The sequence below is a fragment of the Rhizobium sp. FY34 genome (genome assembly GCF_005222845.1).
In the GTDB taxonomy this organism is placed as follows: domain Bacteria; phylum Pseudomonadota; class Alphaproteobacteria; order Rhizobiales; family Rhizobiaceae; genus Neorhizobium.
The window spans coordinates 442,111-456,352 of sequence record NZ_STFZ01000011.1; the positions used below are offsets into that span (position 1 = coordinate 442,111).

Sequence of the window (14,242 nt, forward strand, 5' to 3'; positions counted from 1 at the left end):
TGCGCCTCAGCGCGCCTGGCGCGTTTCCGGCTCCATATCTTCGACTTCGGCCTCCGGTCGATCGCCGCCATCACTATATTCGATGTGCCAGATGCCTTTTTCGTCCTGCCAGCTGATCTCTTCGGCATCGCCGCCCACCTGCTGCTCGGCGGCCACGATGCGCGCGGCCGCAAGCGCATCCGAATGGCTTGGAAACGTTTCCGAATAGACATCGCCCAGCCGATAGGCCCAGCCTCCGTCGTGCTGCACCACTTTGTAGATCACCTTGGTCATAGCGTCCTCCTGATGTCGGTCTTGTTGTTTGAACAGTCGAGCATGCAATGTGCTCAAACCGCTGCGGTTCCGTTGAAATCGAAAGCCGGTGGCCAATGCCAACGTGAAGGCCGGCAATGCCGCCATAGATTGCCCCTCACACAGGAGCACAAGCGCCAGCATGCCATCTCTCGTCCGGCAGGAAAAGTTTCTTCTCATCGCCGCTCTGGTTAGCCTTGGCACCTTCTTCGTCGAGCATAGCCTGCTTGAAGCGGGAAAGGTCGTTGCGATCGCAGCAGCCATTCTGCTGATCGGCGTCACCGTGATGGTGTCAACGCGGGTCGCCCACCATGCCGAAGTTCTGGCCCACAAAGTGGGCGAGCCCTGCGGCACGATGATCCTGACGGGAATGGATATTTCCATGGTCGTGCCGGAATTCGTGCCGGCGAACCGCTGGCACTATTACTCGGCCTTCACCATCTGCGCCATGATCGCGCTCTATGCTCTCTTACTGCGCATGCAGGTGGGCGTGCACAGCTACTTCTTCAGCTACAGCTATCCGGCGGCCAAACCGTCTGGCCAGCCCCGTGCAGACGGTGATGGTGACCATCACCCTGATCGCCGCGGCCATCAACATCAATGATGGAGAAACCAATGCCATCGAGGGCATGACGCATTTCGTGTTGTTTGCCACCTTCATTACGCTGACGATGATCGGACTTTAGCGTTTCAGAAACATGGACTTATCCGGAAGCGGTGAATCAGATCGGCAGGTACTTGATTCACACTTTCAAGACAGTGTTCAACCGCTGATAAAGTAAACTTGAACGCCCGCCATAAAGGCATTCGGCGAAAATGCCCTACATCTTGGTGACAAGATCGCGCAGGAGCGACGCGCGATATGGGAGCCGAACCGTCAAGGTTCGCATACGACCGGGAGAAGATCATGAAGCGCCTGCCCCACATCCTTTCCAGCACCATTCTGTCTGCCGCCCTTTCCGCTCTGCTTGCGACTGGCCCTGCCAGCGCCCAGAGTGCCGGCAAACCTGTGGAGACAAAGGCGCCCAACGCACCCAACCAGCAGCCGGCCTTTGCCGGCCAGACGCGCGCACCGCAACCAGCCGCGATGCCGAAGATTGCAACGCAGGTGGTGGCAAAGGATCTGCCGCATCTCTGGGCCATGGAATTCCTGCCGGATGGCCGCATGCTCGTGACCGCCAAGCGCGGCGCCATGCACATCATTTCGAAAGACGGAAAGGCAGGCCCGGAACTCTCAGGCGTGCCCAAAGTGCTGGCCAGTGGCCAGGGCGGCCTGCTCGATGTGGCCCTTGCCCCCGACTACCCGACGAGCAACCGCATCTTCTTCTCCTTCTCCGAAGAGCGTGAGGACGGCAATGGCACCTCGGTCGCCTCGGCCAGTCTCGTTCCCAATGCCCAAGGCGGCGGCGCGCTCGAGGATGTCACCGTCATCTTCCGACAGATGCCGGGCTATGCCGGCAACAAGCATTTCGGCTCGCGCCTCGCATTCGGGGCGAAAGGCGAGCTATATGTAACGGTCGGAGAACGCTCGGATGCCGAACCGCGCGAACAGGCGCAGGACTTGAACAGCGGTCTCGGCAAGATTTTCCGTATCAGCCAGACGGGCAAGGCCTTGCCGGACAATCCATTTGCCAATCAGAAAAATGCCCTGCCGGAAATCTGGTCGCTCGGCCACCGCAATCTGCAATCAGCGGCTATCGATGACCGCGGACGCTTGTGGACGGTGGAACACGGACCGCGCGGTGGCGATGAGTTGAACCTGCCGGAGCCGGGCAAGAACTATGGCTGGCCGGAAGTCACCTATGGCGTCGAATATAGCGGCCAGCCGGTCGGCAATGGCGTGACGCGCATGGCCAATACCGAACAACCCGTCTACTACTGGGACCCGGTCATCGCCCCCTCCGGCATGGCCTTCTACAATGCCGATGCCATACCCGAATGGAAAGGCGCCTTTTTGGTCGGCGGCCTTGTGAGCCAGGGCGTCGTGATCCTGCACATGGAAAACGACCGCGTGAAATATGAGGAGCGCGTGCCGCTGAATGCCCGTATCCGCGATGTGAAGGTCGGGCCGGATGGCGCGGTCTATGCCGTCACCGAACAGCGCGGCGGTGGGGCTTCCACCATCGTCAGGCTGACAAAGACGTAAGGCACGGCAATCCAATCCGGTTCTGACGGTCTCAGGCTTTCAGAACCGGAACGCCAGCGGGTGACCGACCAGCGCCCGGTCGATCGTCACGAGTTAAAGATCCTCGACCTGGCACTGCGCCAGTAAAAGCCGGTCGAACGGATCACGTGTTGGCGGCTCGGGTTGCGCAGCTGTGAGGACGTGTCCAATAGTAATCGGCAGGATCGCTAGTCCGCTTGCCTGCAGACTGTCCGGCATGCGTTGAAGAGGCATGTCAATGTTCAGCTTACCCAACCTGTGTTTGATCGCGATTTCCCAAAGGCTGGCCACAGAGGCGTAGCCCTGCCCGACATGTCCCGACAGCATCCGATGTACCTGCGGATATTGCATAGGAAAGGTCTGTCGCAGGAAAGCGATGACGAAATGTGTATCCAGCAAGACGCCCATCGTTCACGGCAAAGGCTGGAGAAGGAAATCCTCGGGCAACGGATCATCAAAATCATCGGCGATATAGGGAAAGGGATCGGTGACACCGATGGAGCGGAGGTAAGCTTGCCCCGCCTCCCAATCAAATCCGCCTTTCTTAGGCACCGCGCCTTCGCGCGGTACAAGATCAAAAACCGGCCTTCCGTCGCGCGTCACGGTCACGGTTTCGACCTGCTCCACATCCTGGGCAAGTTCGTCAAAACGATCCTGAGCTTCGCGAATGGATACGGTTTTCATGATCGAAACATACGCGCGTAGCGTGAAACCGTCAACGATGGCCGGGCACCATGCAAAAGGGCCCGCCTTGCGGCGAGCCCTTTCGGATATCATTGATGCAAAGGTTTACTTGCAGGCGTTGCAGAAACGCTGGATGCGGCGGCAAGCCTCTTCCAGCAGGTCTTCCGACGTCGCGTAGGAAATGCGGAAATTCGGGCCAAGGCCGAAGGCCGAACCATGTACGACGGCGACGCCTTCGGTTTCCAGAAGTTCGGTAACGAAATCCTCGTCCGTTTCGATGACCTTGCCGGACGGCGCCGTCTTGCCGATGAGCCCGGCGCAGGACGGATAGACGTAGAAGGCACCTTCCGGGTTCGGGCAGACAATGCCCTTGGCCTGGTTCAGCATCGAGACAACGAGATCGCGGCGGCCTTCGAAGATAGCCTTGTTCTTTGCCACGAAATCCTGCGGACCGTTCAACGCTTCGACAGCCGCCCACTGAGCGATGGACGAGGCACCCGATGTCTGCTGGCCCTGGATCATGTCCATGGCCTTGATCAGCTCCAGCGGGCCGGCAGCATAGCCGATACGCCAGCCGGTCATGGCATAGGCCTTGGAAACGCCGTTCATCGTCAGCGTGCGGTTATAGAGCGACGGCTCCACTTCCACAGGTGTTACGAACTTGAAATCACCAAAAGTCAGGTGCTCGTACATGTCATCGGTCAAAACCCAGACATGCGGATACTTGACGAGAACATCAGTCAGCGCCTTCAGCTCGTCATGCGTATAGGCAGCGCCCGACGGGTTGGATGGCGAGTTGAACAGGAACCACTTCGTCTTGTCGGTGATCGCCTTTTCAAGCTGGTCCGGCTGCAGCTTGAAGCTGTTTTCCTGGGTGGTCGTCACAATCACCGGCGTTCCACCGCACAAAGCTACCATTTCCGGATAGGATACCCAGTAAGGTGCCGGGATGATCACTTCATCGCCGGGGTTCAGCGTTGCCATGAAGGCGTTGAACAGGATCTGCTTGCCACCGGTGCCGACAATAGTCTGGGCTGCCGTGTAATCGAGATTGTTCTCGCGCTTGAACTTCTTGGCAATCGCCTCGCGCAGCTGCGGAATGCCGGAGATCGGCGTATACTTCGTCTCGCCGCGATTGATCGCATCGATGGCCGCCTGCTTGACATTGTCCGGCGTATCGAAATCCGGCTCGCCGGCACCAAGCCCGATAACGTCGCGGCCGCTGGCTTTCAGTTCGCGGGCTTTTTGCGAAACGGCGATGGTGGCGGACGGCTTTACGCGGGAAAGTGCATCGGCAATAAAGGCCATGATGATGTCATCCTGAAGCTGTTGAAAACGGCAGGCCGTCTCGGCTCTGCCGTCAGGTTCTATGTCGAAAGAAACGGAAGGTTTCAAGGCCAAACCCGGCAATTTTGACGGTTTGTCGCACGGCAAGAGAACCGTCTTTCCGGCAAGCTTGCGCTGCGGAAAGCAGGGCGCTTTGCGTGATGTTTCAGCAACACAGCCTAGCGCCTTGATTCTGCCCTAATAAATGCCGGCAACAGCCCCATTCCGGTCCTTCTGACGACGCTTTCCGGCGGTCTTCTGGCGTCATTGAACGCGCCTTGAGAGGATTGACCATGTTTCTGGATGATGAAGAGGCCACCGCCCGGATCCGGTTGCGTCGCAAGAATACCAGCCTTTGGGTGGCCGTGACCGCCCTGACGGCCTGCGTGGTCATGATGCTGGCCCTGATCGGAACCGCGCATGCCGATGACCTGCCAACCTTCTCGCAGGTTCTGACGCCGCAACTGCTGGTCGGAAACGGTCCGAATGCAGATCAGCGTATTCTGTTCAGCGCATTGATGGTGGCATTCTCGGTGGCCGCCGCCGGCCTCTGGCGCTTAAGCTTGCGCCCGCCGACCAGCGACCGCCGCAAGAAGCGCTCCAGAGACCATATCAACCAGTCGTAAGGCAGGTCCCCAAGCAAGTCCCCAACAGGACTCTGGCGCCTAGCCTTCTGCCGCTTGAAGCCACCAGCACCTGCTGATAGGAACCGCCCGCAAGGCCAATGCCTTCCATCAGGATATCTCCCATGTCGCGCATCAAGGCCAATCTCGTCCTGCTTCTGGCGGCAGCCATCTGGGGCGGCGGTTTTGTCGCCCAGTCGACGGCCATGGACACCATTGGCCCCTTCTGGTTTGTCGGCCTGCGCTTTGCCATCGCGGCCATTGCCGTTCTGCCCTTTGCCGTGATGGAACAGAAGCGTCTGGGAAGCGCACCGAACGCAAATGATCTGCGCGCCTTCCTGCTCGTCGGTCTTGCCTTGTTTGGCGGCGCCATCACCCAGCAGATCGGGCTGCAGACCACCACGGTCACCAATTCGAGTTTCCTCACCGGGCTTTACGTGGTCTTCGTGCCGATCCTGTCCATCCTGCTGTTTCGCCGCGCACCGCACTGGGTCATCTGGCCGGTAGCGATTCTGGCGCTCATCGGCATCTTCCTGCTCGGAGGCGCAACGGTTGAAACCATCTCGACAGGCGATCTGTGGAGCATCGCCTGCGCGGCATTCTGGGGGTTGCAGATCGTGCTGGCCGGCCATGTCATGAGCCGTTCTCCCCGGCCTCTCGCTTTGTCGGTCACACAGTTTGCAACCTGTGCCGTCTTGTCCCTGGCGGTGGGCCTGATGCTGGCCGAGCCGATTTCGATGCAAGCCATCTCCGCATCACTCGCCGAGATCCTTTATGTCGGGCTCATCTCATCCGGGCTCGCCTTTGTCCTGCAGGTCATCGGCCAGCGCTATACAACAGCACCGCAGGCAGCGATCTTCCTGTCCTCGGAAGCCCTGTTCGGCGCCTTTTTCGGCGCGATTCTGCTTGGAGAAACCCTGCCCTCAATCGGTTATGTCGGCTGCGGTCTCATTTTCATTGCCATGCTGACCGTGGAAATCCTGCCGGAATTGCTCAGTCGTCGGCGGCAGCACGCTTGAAACTATTGATTCGCGCAGCGCTGTAATAACGCTATTTTAGCGTGTATACCGACGAAGGAAAACAGGAACCCCCGGCTTCTCGGGGGCCGGAAACGTAGCGTTTGTGTTGCAAAGAAGCTTCAGAAAACTTTTTCTTGCCAATTTACGATAAACACAGCACTCTGTGCATGTTCGGGCAATTTACGAGCATGGGAAGAGCTATAATGAAGCGTTTCGGAAGCGCCAAAACTTCCGGGCGGGGGATGCGGGGCAAGATTGCAGTGATCTTTTCTCATGTCCCACGCGGTAATACGGGCCCCTTTCCTCCATTTCGAAATGCCTGCCGCCCAGCCCCCTTCGGGGCAATATCGTAATGCTGTCCGCCGCTGAACACGGACAGAGGAAAAAGGACCTGATGCATGGCCGAGACTGGCACTGTAAAATTCTTCAACACCGACAAGGGCTTCGGTTTTATCAAGCCAGACAATGGTGGCGCTGATATCTTCGTACACATCTCAGCCGTACAGGCTTCCGGCCTGTCCGGCCTTTCGGAAAACCAGAAAGTAAGCTTCGACACTGAACCGGATCGTCGCGGCAAAGGCCCCAAGGCAGTCAATCTGCAAGTGGCCGGCTAATCTCCGTTACGGCTTTCTATTCGAGTTGAAGCCCGGCAGGAATGCCGGGTTTTTTTGTGGGCTGACAGCCGGTCACAGCCGGAGATCTCGGCTGCACAGCACCTCAAATCGGCACGGATACGGCAGGTCTCGCGACCTATAGACCTCTCAGATAGGGATTGCTGCGGCGCTCGTCGCCGATCCGACTACCTGGCCCATGACCGCACAGAAAGCTCATCTGGTCTCCGAGCGGCAGCACCTTGTCGCGAATAGAATCGAGCAATTGCTGGTGATTGCCGCCCGGCAGGTCCGTGCGGCCGATCGAGCCATTAAACAGAACATCACCCAGAATGGAAAACTGCATATCGCGGTTCACATAGATGACATGCCCCGGTGCATGGCCGGGCGTGTGGTAGATCTCGAAACGGTGATCGCCAAGCGAGACGACATCACCCTCTTCCAGCCAGCGATCCGGCGTCAGCTTGCGTGCCGGAATGTCGAAACCGAGTGCGGCAGCCCGGGTATCCAGAATGTCGAGAAGCGGCTTGTCGTCCTTATGTGGACCGATGACCGGTACGCCAAGCTTTTCGCGCAATTCGTCGGCGCCGCCGGCGTGGTCGATATGGCCGTGGGTGATCCAGATTTCCTTGACCGTCACACCCTGCTGCTGAACAATCGCGACTATCGTATCCACATCACCACCGGGATCGACAACCACGGCCTCGCGGCTCTCGGTATCGAACAGCAAGGTGCAGTTCTGCTGAAAGGGAGTGACGGGAATGATGCCGGCCTGGAGCTTGCCCATGAGATCTCGCATTCGGTGTTTCGGATGGCGTTAGAGAGGGTTTCGATCTGATTGGATCGAAACCCTCTCTCAGCGCCGCACATCCGTTCCTGCCGCGAAAATGCTCAGTCGGCAAGCAAATATCGGCCATCCGCGCCAAGCGGCGGCGCAAGCGCCACATTGGCCAGAAGTGCTCCGGCAACCGCGAGTTTCAGCGCAAAGACGAGGTAAAGGATGGGACGAAGCGGATGCGCAAGCCTGACGGCGCGAACCTCATCGCCCAGCGATATTGTGCTCTCGGAAGCGAGCAAGGTCATGCTTGGTCTCCACTTGTCCTTTGCATGCAACGAGGGGCCGCAGCAAAGGTTCCGGCCACCTTTTCCTTCGCCCTCCCCTGTGGCGCAGGAAGCACAAACCATACAGGCACGTGCCACCCGGCCGCCTCTCTCAAACGGACTTTGCGTGGGGACATGACGGTGAAATCAGCACATTCAGGTTGATTGTTGAGGCACTTCGCGCTTTATCAAGTTCTTCAAGATTTGCGTCGCGCCGACCATGACGGTAGGCTGCGGGAGCCGCCCGCCAATGGTCGGCACCGACGACGTCGCTGGAAAGGAACGCCACCGTGTCACCGGTATCGACTGGAAAACCCCTCAAGAAGGTCCAGCCAACGATGCCTGCGGTCGATGAAGGAAAGATCGACTTCGAGACCATCGAACTGTTCTTTTTCGCCTATCGCGATTTCGTATCCGATCCGGATGCCATTCTCGCCAAGATAGGCATGGGCCGCGCGCATCACCGTGTCGTTTATTTCGTCTGCCGACAGCCCGGCATGATGGTGACAGACCTGCTCGACATCCTGCAGATTACCAAGCAGAGCCTGGCCCGCGTTCTCAAACAGCTGATCGACAATGGCTATATCCGCCAGATGGCGGGTGCCAAGGACCGCCGCCAGCGCAGGCTCTATCCGACCCTTGCCGGACGGGAGCTGGCGCTGGCCCTTTCCGAGCCGCAATCGCGCCGTATATCGAAAGCCATGACGGATCTGACGCCAGACCAGAAAGACGGCGTACTCGCTTTTCTGCGCGCCCTGCGCGGACGGGAAGAGGGATTGGCACCAGCAGAAACAGAGGTCGATTAAGATGGGTAACAGTAGTGCGTCCCTTGCTGATGATGCGGCCCACCTGCTGGTGGTGGACGACGACACCAGGATCCGCGCGCTTCTCAATCGCTACCTGATGGAACAGGGTTTTCGTGTGACCGTGGCCGGCGATGCCGCCGAGGCACGCCGCAAGCTCGAAGGCCTGAATTTCGATCTGATCATTCTGGATGTGATGATGCCCGGCGAAACTGGCATTGCACTGACCCAGGCCATGCGCGAGAAACGAGCGATACCGATTATCCTGCTGACGGCGCGGGCCGAAGCCGAATCGCGCATTGCAGGGCTGGAGGCCGGCGCCGACGACTATCTGCCCAAGCCGTTCGATCCGCGCGAACTGGTGCTGCGCATCAACAATATCCTGCGCCGCAGTGCGAGCGCCGATGCGCCTAAGATAGACCAGGTCATGTTCGGCCCCTTCACGTTCCTGATTGCCCGCAAAGAATTGCGCCGCGCGGCCGAAACCATCCGCCTGACAGACCGCGAACAGGAGATCATGCTTCTGTTTGCGCTGCGCGCCGGCGAAACCATTCCCCGCCACGAATTGATCGGCGACGATGCCGAAGTGGGCGAGAGAACGATCGACGTGCAGATAAACCGTCTTCGCCGCAAGATTGAAGACGATCCAGCCAACCCGATCTATCTTCAAACCGTGCGCGGCATAGGGTACCGTCTCAGCATTGATTGACGGGGAAAACCGGGCAAGGCGCCCGGCCGGGATGGCAGGCAAAGCGACGGCGACAGCGCCGCAAGAGGCACAATGGCGATCTTCGACATCATGCGCCGCGATATCGGCAAGATTCGTCTGCCTGGATGGACACCCTTCGGGCGTTGGCTGAAGCGCCGCATGCCGACAGGCCTCTATACGCGCTCCGTGCTGATCGTCATTATTCCAATGCTGCTGCTGCAAAGCGTGGTGGCGGCCGTCTTCATGGAACGGCACTGGCGACTGGTGACCGAGCGCCTGTCAAACGCCGTCACGCGCGACATTGCCGCCATCATCGAAGTCATCCGCACCTATCCCTCGCCAGCCGACGACTATGCGCAGATTACCCGGATTGCCCGTGACACGTTCCAGCTCAACATTTCCGTCGAGCAGGGTGGCGAACTGCCACCACCGCGGTCAAAGCCATTCTTCTCCATTCTCGATGATATCCTCGCCGATCAGATCAGCGAACAGGTACGCCTGCCCTTCTGGATCGATACGGTTGGCGACAGCCGGCTGATTGAAATCCGCATCCAGCTGGACGATAGGGTTCTACGCATTTTTGCCATTCGCAATCAGGCCTATGCTTCCAACACGCATATCTTCCTGGTCTGGATGTTCGGCACCTCGCTTCTGCTGATCGGCATTTCCGTGCTGTTCCTGCGCGGCCAGATCCGGCCGATCCTGGCACTGGCGGACGCGGCAGAGAATTTTGGCAAGGGTCATCGCGCCGATCCGTTTTCGCCCCGCGGTGCCGACGAAATCCGCCGGGCGGGTATTGCCTTCATGCAGATGCGTGAGCGCATCGAGCGGCAGATGGAACAGCGCACGGCCATGCTGACCGGCATCAGCCACGACCTGCGCACCATCCTCACACGCTTCAAGCTGCAATTGGCTTTGTCTGGCGACAATCCCGACCTCAACGGCATGAGCGCCGATGTGGACGACATGCAAAGCATGTTGGAAGGCTATCTCGCCTTTGCCCGCGGCGAAGCGGAAGAGGATTTCGGCGAACTGCGCCTCAGTGATCTTCTGGAAAAGATCCGCTCGGATTTCGACCTGCATGGCAAGGAAATGACCTATCGCATCGATGGCGAGGATCTTCTGTCCGTGCGGCCCAATGCCTTCATGCGGCTGGTCGGCAATCTGGCCGCCAATAGCGAACGTTATGCCGACAAACTGCATGTGGAAGCCCGCCATAGCGCGCGGTGGCTGACTCTGACCTTCGACGACAACGGCCCCGGCATTCCCGAAGCCTCGCGCGAGGATGTCTTCAAGCCCTTCTACCGGCTGGACGAAGCGCGCAACCTCAATGCCTCCGGCACCGGCCTTGGCCTTGCCATCGTCCGCGACATTGCCCGTGCCCATGGCGGAAATGTCACCCTGGCCGACAGCCCGCAGGGCGGGTTGCGCGCCATAGTGCGGGTTCCGGCCTGACCAAAAGGTATCACATCATCTTCATGCCGTTCGGCACGGCACGTTCCACACCGGCCAGCACGATGGCACCAGCCTCATCCGCAAATCCGAGGGTGAGGACTTCCGAGCGAACAGGCCCGATCTGGCGGGGTGGAAAATTGACGACACCGAGCACCTGCCGACCGATGAGCGTTTCCGGCGTGTAATGCACCGTAATCTGAGCAGACGACCGCTTGATGCCGATCTCAGGGCCGAAATCGATCCTGAGCTTGTAGGCCGGCTTGCGCGCTTCCGGAAAATCCTCGACCTCGACGATCGTACCGACGCGGATATCGACCTTTTCAAAGTCACCCCAGCTGATCTCCTCGGCCATGGCCCGTGCTCCTTGAAAAATCAGCTGCCGAGTTCCTGCGCCCGCTGGCGCGCCGCAGCAATCGCGTCGTCAAACAGCGGCTGCATGCCACCCTCTGCCATCAGCACGGCAAGGGCCGCGGCTGTCGTACCGCCCGGCGAGGTAACGTTCTGGCGAAGGCGCGATGCTGCATCGCTCGATTGATGTAGGAGTTCGCCAGCGCCCGCCACCGTTTCGCGCGCCAGCCGCATGGCAAGATCAGCCGGAAGACCAAGCTTGCGACCGGCTTCCGCCATGCATTCCACCAGATAGAAGACATAGGCAGGGCCACTGCCGGAAACCGCCGTCACCGCATCGATATCGGCTTCGCTCGCTACCCATTCGACAGGGCCGGATACTTTCAGCAGATCATGCACCGTGGCGCGCTGGTCTTCGGTGACCTCGCCATTGGCATAGGCACCAGTGACGCCGCGACCGATCATCGCCGGCGTATTAGGCATGGCGCGCACCATGGCGGCCTGGCCGAGATGCCCCGCCAGGAAAGCCAGCGTCTTGCCGGCAGCCACAGAAACAACAACCGTCCGCGGGCCGACCAAAGCCTTCAGATCCGGCAGTACGGCATCCATCACCTGCGGCTTAACCGCCAGAAACAGGATCGAGGCCTTGGTATCAGCAGGTGCGGCCACGGCATGACGCACACCATTTTCCGCAAGATTCGCCTTCATCGCATCCGAGGGTGCGGGATCCAGAACCAGGATGGAAGCACCGGCAACGCCGCTCTTCAACCAGCCGGACAGCATGGCGCCGCCCATATTGCCAGCGCCAACCAGCACCAGCGGACCAGACATGCCTTCAGACATCAGCACTCCCCGACAGTCTCGAACAGAACCACGTCCATGGCGCTCTTGGCATCCATGCCGGACCAGACGACGAACTGGAAGGCCTGGTAATAGGTTTCGCAGGTTTCGAGCGCATTGGAGAGAAGCACTTCCACCTGCTGGTTGGTTGGCTCGGCACCGCCGGCCAGAAGCAGCGACTGGCGGAAGATCACTACATCCTCCTGACGCCAGAGGTCGAAATGGCCCATCAGAACCTGACCATTGACATGCGACAGAAGCCGGATGACCTCGTTGACGCGGGCATCCGGCACCTTGATATCGAAAGCACAGGCCAGATGCAGAGCCTCGAACTCCTCCATCCAGGAGAAGGAGACATGGTAATCGGTCCAGTGACCCTCCACGGTCATGGCGATCTCGTCCTCGCCTGAGCGTTCGAACGTCCAGTCGTTCGAGGCGGCGACGAACTCGATCATATCGACCGGGTTCGAATGACGTTCCATTTGCATCTCAATGAGGCTCATGCGGCACCTTCTTAACCGGGATGAATTGCGGCTTACGTTTGAGGCACTTCTACCAACGGACGCAGAACAGCTAACCGGATACTTCATTTCTCGATGACCGCTGGCGACTGCCAGATTAGCGCTTGCACCCTGTCTGGAGCTTACGAGCGCTGCTTCGAATCATCATTTAAAATCAGTGTATAGGCGCCGAGTCTGAGAACCAGCCCCCGGACCCGCAATTTGCGGGGACGACTCAATCACGCCTCTCGAAATGGCATCAGAGACTCGGATTAAACGACTCTGCCGTCAGGCTTTTTCGGCAGTGTCCACAGGCCTGAATTTAGTTAGGCACAACCTTGGGGCAAAAGCCTGGTCAACCATTAAAAAAGGCGCGTCCCCGCTTTTAAGGAGCCGCGCCGCGTCATTCCGGAACAGAAAAAAGTATCAGCCCTGCGTTGTTGCAGCCAGCTTTACCTCGAGTGCCTCGATGCGGGCGAGCAGCGCGTCATTTTCGTCGCGCGCCTTGATGGCCATCTCGCGCACCACTTCGAACTCCTCGCGCTTGACCACATCCATGGAATTCAGCAGACGCTCCACCTGCACTTGGAAAGCCGTCTCGGCTTCCTTGCGCACGCTCTGCGCTGCCCCTGCGGCATCCGTCATCAAACGTGCAAATTCATCCATCATACGGTTGGTTCCGGTCGACATCAGATCGATCTCCCTTTGCGTCGCCGGCCGGGCCGGCGATCTTCATAGTGATGAGGATGAGGTAGGGTCTGCGCCGCGCCCTTGCAAGAAGAATCCACGCATCTTCCAGCGGTTGAACGACACTTCTCTGAGGATGAACCCCAGGTGGGCGAGATTCACCTTGACCCGCCAAAAGTGGAAAGTCATGTTCCGCCGATGATGCGGCACTAAAGGCCGAGGTAATATAACGTTGTATTCGATACCCAGCCTACTCGCGATCCTGCCCTACCCGGATATCGACCCGGTGGCCTTTTCCGTCGGGCCGCTGGCCGTTCACTGGTATGGGCTGGCCTATGTCGTCGGCATCATGCTCGGCTGGTACTATGCCAAGCGCATGGTGACACGCGCCGATCTGTGGCCGGGCGGCACCGCACCCATGACCGTGGAGGCGCTCGACGACTTTCTCGTCTGGGTCGCCGGCGGCGTCGTGCTGGGCGGGCGCATCGGCTATATCCTCTTCTATGACATGGCCGCGATCATCGACAATCCCATCCGGGCGATCGAGATCTGGAATGGCGGCATGTCCTTCCATGGCGGGCTGATCGGCACGACGATTGCCATGATCCTGTTTGCCCGGCGCAACAATGTGCCCGTCTGGAGCCTGTTTGATACGGTGGCAACTGTTGCCCCCTTCGGCCTGTTCTTCGGACGCCTCGCCAATTTCATCAATGGGGAGCTTTGGGGTCGCATTGCCGATGTGCCCTGGGCCTTCGTCTTCCCCACCGGCGGCCCCTTTGCCCGCCATCCGAGCCAGCTTTACGAGGCAGCGCTGGAAGGCATCGTGCTGTTTCTTGTGCTCCGCGTGATGACGCACCACGTCAAAGCGCTGAGAAAGCCAGGCACGGTGGCCGGCGTATTCGTCTGCGGCTACGCACTGTCGCGCATATTTGTTGAATTCTTCCGCGAGCCGGATGCGCAGCTTGGCTATCTGGCCTTCGGCTGGCTCACGATGGGCATGGTTCTGTCGCTCCCCATGCTTTTCCTCGGCGTCTGGGCGATTGTTCGCGCCCGCCGCGCCACCCCGAACTCCTGACGCGAC

General features: G+C 59.3%; 18 protein-coding genes and 1 pseudogene. 9 read left to right on the top strand and 10 right to left on the bottom strand.

The window, feature by feature from the left end:
• Positions 1-6: 6 nt before the first annotated feature.
• The gene (locus tag E8M77_RS09070; RefSeq protein ID WP_137130475.1) at positions 7-273 is read right to left on the bottom strand and encodes a DUF2188 domain-containing protein; all 267 of its coding nucleotides are present in this window, start codon (positions 271-273) and stop codon (positions 7-9) included.
• A gap of 160 nt (positions 274-433) precedes the next feature.
• On the opposite strand from E8M77_RS09070, the pseudogene E8M77_RS09075 reads away from it, so the two are divergent.
• Together E8M77_RS09075 and E8M77_RS09080 are read left to right on the top strand one after the other, a co-directional pair.
• A pseudogene (locus E8M77_RS09075) lies at positions 434-977 on the top strand (hypothetical protein).
• Between the two features lie 221 nt (positions 978-1,198).
• On the top strand, positions 1,199-2,437 hold the full coding sequence (locus E8M77_RS09080; RefSeq protein ID WP_137130298.1) for a PQQ-dependent sugar dehydrogenase: 1,239 nt from the start codon (positions 1,199-1,201) through the stop codon (positions 2,435-2,437).
• Positions 2,438-2,530: 93 nt separating this feature from the next.
• Here the strand turns inward: E8M77_RS09080 and E8M77_RS09085 are convergent, their stop codons facing one another.
• The 3 genes from E8M77_RS09085 to E8M77_RS09095 all read right to left on the bottom strand — a co-directional run bounded on the left by E8M77_RS09085 (position 2,531) and on the right by E8M77_RS09095 (position 4,447).
• On the bottom strand, positions 2,531-2,863 hold the full coding sequence (locus tag E8M77_RS09085) for a type II toxin-antitoxin system VapC family toxin (protein ID WP_137130299.1): 333 nt from the start codon (positions 2,861-2,863) through the stop codon (positions 2,531-2,533).
• 3 nt (positions 2,864-2,866) lie between these two features.
• Entirely contained in the window at positions 2,867-3,139 is a 273-nt protein-coding gene (locus E8M77_RS09090; protein ID WP_137130300.1) for a type II toxin-antitoxin system Phd/YefM family antitoxin, read from the bottom strand.
• Positions 3,140-3,244: 105 nt separating this feature from the next.
• Positions 3,245-4,447 (bottom strand): pyridoxal phosphate-dependent aminotransferase, encoded by a 1,203-nt coding sequence (locus E8M77_RS09095; RefSeq protein WP_137130301.1) that lies wholly within the window; start codon positions 4,445-4,447, stop codon positions 3,245-3,247.
• 311 nt (positions 4,448-4,758) lie between these two features.
• Between E8M77_RS09095 and E8M77_RS09100 the strand changes: the two genes are divergently transcribed.
• The 3 genes from E8M77_RS09100 to E8M77_RS09110 all read left to right on the top strand — a co-directional run bounded on the left by E8M77_RS09100 (position 4,759) and on the right by E8M77_RS09110 (position 6,721).
• On the top strand, positions 4,759-5,091 hold the full coding sequence (locus tag E8M77_RS09100) for a hypothetical protein (protein ID WP_137130302.1): 333 nt from the start codon (positions 4,759-4,761) through the stop codon (positions 5,089-5,091).
• Between the two features lie 122 nt (positions 5,092-5,213).
• Positions 5,214-6,107 (top strand): DMT family transporter, encoded by an 894-nt coding sequence (locus E8M77_RS09105; protein ID WP_137130303.1) that lies wholly within the window; start codon positions 5,214-5,216, stop codon positions 6,105-6,107.
• A 398-nt stretch (positions 6,108-6,505) separates the two neighbouring features.
• Positions 6,506-6,721, top strand: a complete 216-nt coding sequence (locus E8M77_RS09110) for a cold-shock protein (protein WP_137130304.1) — start codon at positions 6,506-6,508, stop codon at positions 6,719-6,721.
• 136 nt (positions 6,722-6,857) lie between these two features.
• On the opposite strand, the gene E8M77_RS09115 is transcribed toward E8M77_RS09110, so the two are convergent.
• Together E8M77_RS09115 and E8M77_RS09120 are read right to left on the bottom strand one after the other, a co-directional pair.
• Entirely contained in the window at positions 6,858-7,505 is a 648-nt protein-coding gene (locus tag E8M77_RS09115) for an MBL fold metallo-hydrolase (RefSeq protein WP_137130476.1), read from the bottom strand.
• Positions 7,506-7,609: 104 nt separating this feature from the next.
• Positions 7,610-7,801 (bottom strand): hypothetical protein, encoded by a 192-nt coding sequence (locus E8M77_RS09120; RefSeq protein ID WP_137130305.1) that lies wholly within the window; start codon positions 7,799-7,801, stop codon positions 7,610-7,612.
• Positions 7,802-8,157: 356 nt separating this feature from the next.
• Here E8M77_RS09120 and E8M77_RS09125 point away from each other — a divergent pair, with 356 nt between their 5' ends.
• From E8M77_RS09125 to E8M77_RS09135, 3 genes are all read left to right on the top strand, one after another.
• Positions 8,158-8,625, top strand: coding sequence for a MarR family transcriptional regulator (locus E8M77_RS09125; protein WP_137130306.1), 468 nt, complete (start codon positions 8,158-8,160; stop codon positions 8,623-8,625).
• Position 8,626: 1 nt separating this feature from the next.
• Positions 8,627-9,331 carry a response regulator gene (locus E8M77_RS09130; RefSeq protein ID WP_137130307.1) on the top strand — a complete coding sequence of 235 codons (705 nt, stop codon included), beginning with the start codon at positions 8,627-8,629 and terminating at the stop codon, positions 9,329-9,331.
• Positions 9,332-9,421: 90 nt separating this feature from the next.
• The gene (locus E8M77_RS09135; protein WP_246659195.1) at positions 9,422-10,786 is read left to right on the top strand and encodes an ATP-binding protein; all 1,365 of its coding nucleotides are present in this window, start codon (positions 9,422-9,424) and stop codon (positions 10,784-10,786) included.
• 10 nt (positions 10,787-10,796) lie between these two features.
• Here the strand turns inward: E8M77_RS09135 and E8M77_RS09140 are convergent, their stop codons facing one another.
• The 4 genes from E8M77_RS09140 to E8M77_RS09155 form a co-directional block, all read right to left on the bottom strand.
• Positions 10,797-11,138, bottom strand: coding sequence for a tRNA-binding protein (locus E8M77_RS09140; protein WP_137130309.1), 342 nt, complete (start codon positions 11,136-11,138; stop codon positions 10,797-10,799).
• Between the two features lie 20 nt (positions 11,139-11,158).
• Complete coding sequence (proC, locus tag E8M77_RS09145) at positions 11,159-11,977, bottom strand: pyrroline-5-carboxylate reductase (RefSeq protein ID WP_137130310.1); 819 nt, start codon at positions 11,975-11,977, stop codon at positions 11,159-11,161.
• Complete coding sequence (locus E8M77_RS09150) at positions 11,977-12,477, bottom strand: YbjN domain-containing protein (protein ID WP_137130311.1); 501 nt, start codon at positions 12,475-12,477, stop codon at positions 11,977-11,979. The genes proC and E8M77_RS09150 overlap by 1 nt, the downstream gene beginning before the upstream one ends.
• Positions 12,478-12,900: 423 nt before the next feature.
• Positions 12,901-13,164 (bottom strand): accessory factor UbiK family protein, encoded by a 264-nt coding sequence (locus E8M77_RS09155; protein ID WP_137130312.1) that lies wholly within the window; start codon positions 13,162-13,164, stop codon positions 12,901-12,903.
• A gap of 229 nt (positions 13,165-13,393) precedes the next feature.
• Between E8M77_RS09155 and lgt the strand changes: the two genes are divergently transcribed.
• A complete protein-coding gene (lgt, locus tag E8M77_RS09160; RefSeq protein ID WP_137130313.1) occupies positions 13,394-14,236 on the top strand; it encodes a prolipoprotein diacylglyceryl transferase in 843 nt (280 codons plus the stop codon).
• Positions 14,237-14,242 lie beyond the last annotated feature (6 nt).

Excerpts from the sequence above, each read along its gene's own strand:
- E8M77_RS09070 (WP_137130475.1), bottom strand. The coding sequence starts at position 273 with ATGACCAAGGTGATCTACAAAGTGGTGCAGCACGACGGAGGCTGGGCC.
- E8M77_RS09080 (WP_137130298.1), top strand. The coding sequence starts at position 1,199 with ATGAAGCGCCTGCCCCACATCCTTTCCAGCACCATTCTGTCTGCCGCC.
- E8M77_RS09085 (WP_137130299.1), bottom strand. The coding sequence starts at position 2,863 with ATGGGCGTCTTGCTGGATACACATTTCGTCATCGCTTTCCTGCGACAG.
- E8M77_RS09090 (WP_137130300.1), bottom strand. The coding sequence starts at position 3,139 with ATGAAAACCGTATCCATTCGCGAAGCTCAGGATCGTTTTGACGAACTT.
- E8M77_RS09095 (WP_137130301.1), bottom strand. The coding sequence starts at position 4,447 with ATGGCCTTTATTGCCGATGCACTTTCCCGCGTAAAGCCGTCCGCCACC.
- E8M77_RS09100 (WP_137130302.1), top strand. The coding sequence starts at position 4,759 with ATGTTTCTGGATGATGAAGAGGCCACCGCCCGGATCCGGTTGCGTCGC.
- E8M77_RS09105 (WP_137130303.1), top strand. The coding sequence starts at position 5,214 with ATGTCGCGCATCAAGGCCAATCTCGTCCTGCTTCTGGCGGCAGCCATC.
- E8M77_RS09110 (WP_137130304.1), top strand. The coding sequence starts at position 6,506 with ATGGCCGAGACTGGCACTGTAAAATTCTTCAACACCGACAAGGGCTTC.
- E8M77_RS09115 (WP_137130476.1), bottom strand. The coding sequence starts at position 7,505 with ATGGGCAAGCTCCAGGCCGGCATCATTCCCGTCACTCCCTTTCAGCAG.
- E8M77_RS09120 (WP_137130305.1), bottom strand. The coding sequence starts at position 7,801 with ATGACCTTGCTCGCTTCCGAGAGCACAATATCGCTGGGCGATGAGGTT.
- E8M77_RS09125 (WP_137130306.1), top strand. The coding sequence starts at position 8,158 with ATGCCTGCGGTCGATGAAGGAAAGATCGACTTCGAGACCATCGAACTG.
- E8M77_RS09130 (WP_137130307.1), top strand. The coding sequence starts at position 8,627 with ATGGGTAACAGTAGTGCGTCCCTTGCTGATGATGCGGCCCACCTGCTG.
- E8M77_RS09135 (WP_246659195.1), top strand. The coding sequence starts at position 9,422 with ATGCGCCGCGATATCGGCAAGATTCGTCTGCCTGGATGGACACCCTTC.
- E8M77_RS09140 (WP_137130309.1), bottom strand. The coding sequence starts at position 11,138 with ATGGCCGAGGAGATCAGCTGGGGTGACTTTGAAAAGGTCGATATCCGC.
- proC (WP_137130310.1), bottom strand. The coding sequence starts at position 11,977 with ATGTCTGAAGGCATGTCTGGTCCGCTGGTGCTGGTTGGCGCTGGCAAT.
- E8M77_RS09150 (WP_137130311.1), bottom strand. The coding sequence starts at position 12,477 with ATGAGCCTCATTGAGATGCAAATGGAACGTCATTCGAACCCGGTCGAT.
- E8M77_RS09155 (WP_137130312.1), bottom strand. The coding sequence starts at position 13,164 with ATGTCGACCGGAACCAACCGTATGATGGATGAATTTGCACGTTTGATG.